The sequence below is a fragment of the Streptomyces sp. NPDC056160 genome, from assembly GCF_042268205.1.
GTDB lineage: Bacteria > Actinomycetota > Actinomycetes > Streptomycetales > Streptomycetaceae > Streptomyces.
On record NZ_JBHJUW010000362.1, the window covers coordinates 1 to 1186 of the forward strand.

1 protein-coding gene is annotated in these 1186 nt (G+C 68.0%); it reads left to right on the forward strand.

The features are described 5' to 3' along the window. Positions 1 to 23: 23 nt before the first annotated feature. Positions 24 to 1186 (forward strand): AMP-binding protein (locus ACFC02_RS42745; protein ID WP_376368467.1); only part of this gene is annotated, 1163 nt, incomplete at its 3' end.

The window sequence follows — 1186 nt, forward strand, 5'->3', positions numbered from 1 at the left end:
AGGACGTGCCCTTCGAGTACCTGGTGGAGTTGCTCAACCCGGCCCGCACCCTGTCGCACCACCCGTTGTTCCAGGTCATGCTGGCGCTCCAGAACGCGCCCGAGGCGAGTTTCCGGCTTCCCGGTCTGACGATCGATGTGGCTCCCGGGCGGACGGGGACGGCGAAGTTCGACCTGTTCTTCAGCCTCGCCGAGCAGCGTGGTGCCCATGGTGAGCCGCAGGGCATCAGCGGTGCCGTCGAGTACTCCAGCGACATCTACGACGCGCCGACCGTGCAGGCGCTGTTCGAGCGGTGGCTACGGCTGTTGAATGAGGCCGTGTCCGAGCCCGGCCGTCCTCTGGCCGACCTCGACATCCTCACCCCGGACGAACACCGTCGTGCTGTGGTCGAGTTCAACGACACGGCGTGTGCCGTGCCGGATGTCTCCCTGGGTGAGCTGTTCGTGCGGCAGGTGGCTGAGACGCCCGAGGCTCCGGCGGTCACCGACGGGTCCGTCACGCTCACGTACGCACAACTTGACGCGCGTGCCAATCACCTTGCACATGAGGTGATCGGCAGGGGAGTGCGGCCCGGTGACGCGGTCGGTGTGCTTCTGGAGCGTTCGATCGCGACGGTCACCACGGTGCTGGGCCTGATGAAGGCCGGCGCGGTCTATGTGCCCCTGGACGCCCGATACCCGGCCGACCGCATCCGCCATGTCCTGGCCGACACCGGTGCCACGCTGATGGTGACGGACGAGGCGTCTCAGCCGCACCTCCCGGCAGATGCGGCAGACGTGTTCCTCATCGACTCCACACCCGGGGGAGAGGAGCAGCGTGAGGCGCCTGGGGTGGGTGTGCGTGCGGGGGATGCGGCGTATGTGATGTACACCTCCGGTTCGACGGGTGCGCCCAAGGGGATTGTGGTGACGCACCGCAATGTCGCCGCCCTGGCCCTGGACCCGCGGTTCGACCGCTCGGCGCATGAGCGGGTGTTGCTGCATTCGCCGGCCGCGTTCGACGCCTCCACCTACGAGTTGTGGGTGCCGCTGCTGAGCGGCGGGACCGTCGTTGTGGCCCCGGCCGGGGACCTGGACGTTCCCGCTCTGCAGCACACCATCACCAGCCAGCGTGTGACCGCGTTGTGGCTGACCAGTTCTCTGCTGAACGTGGTGGCCGAGCACGCCGTGGAGGCGCTGTCGGCAGT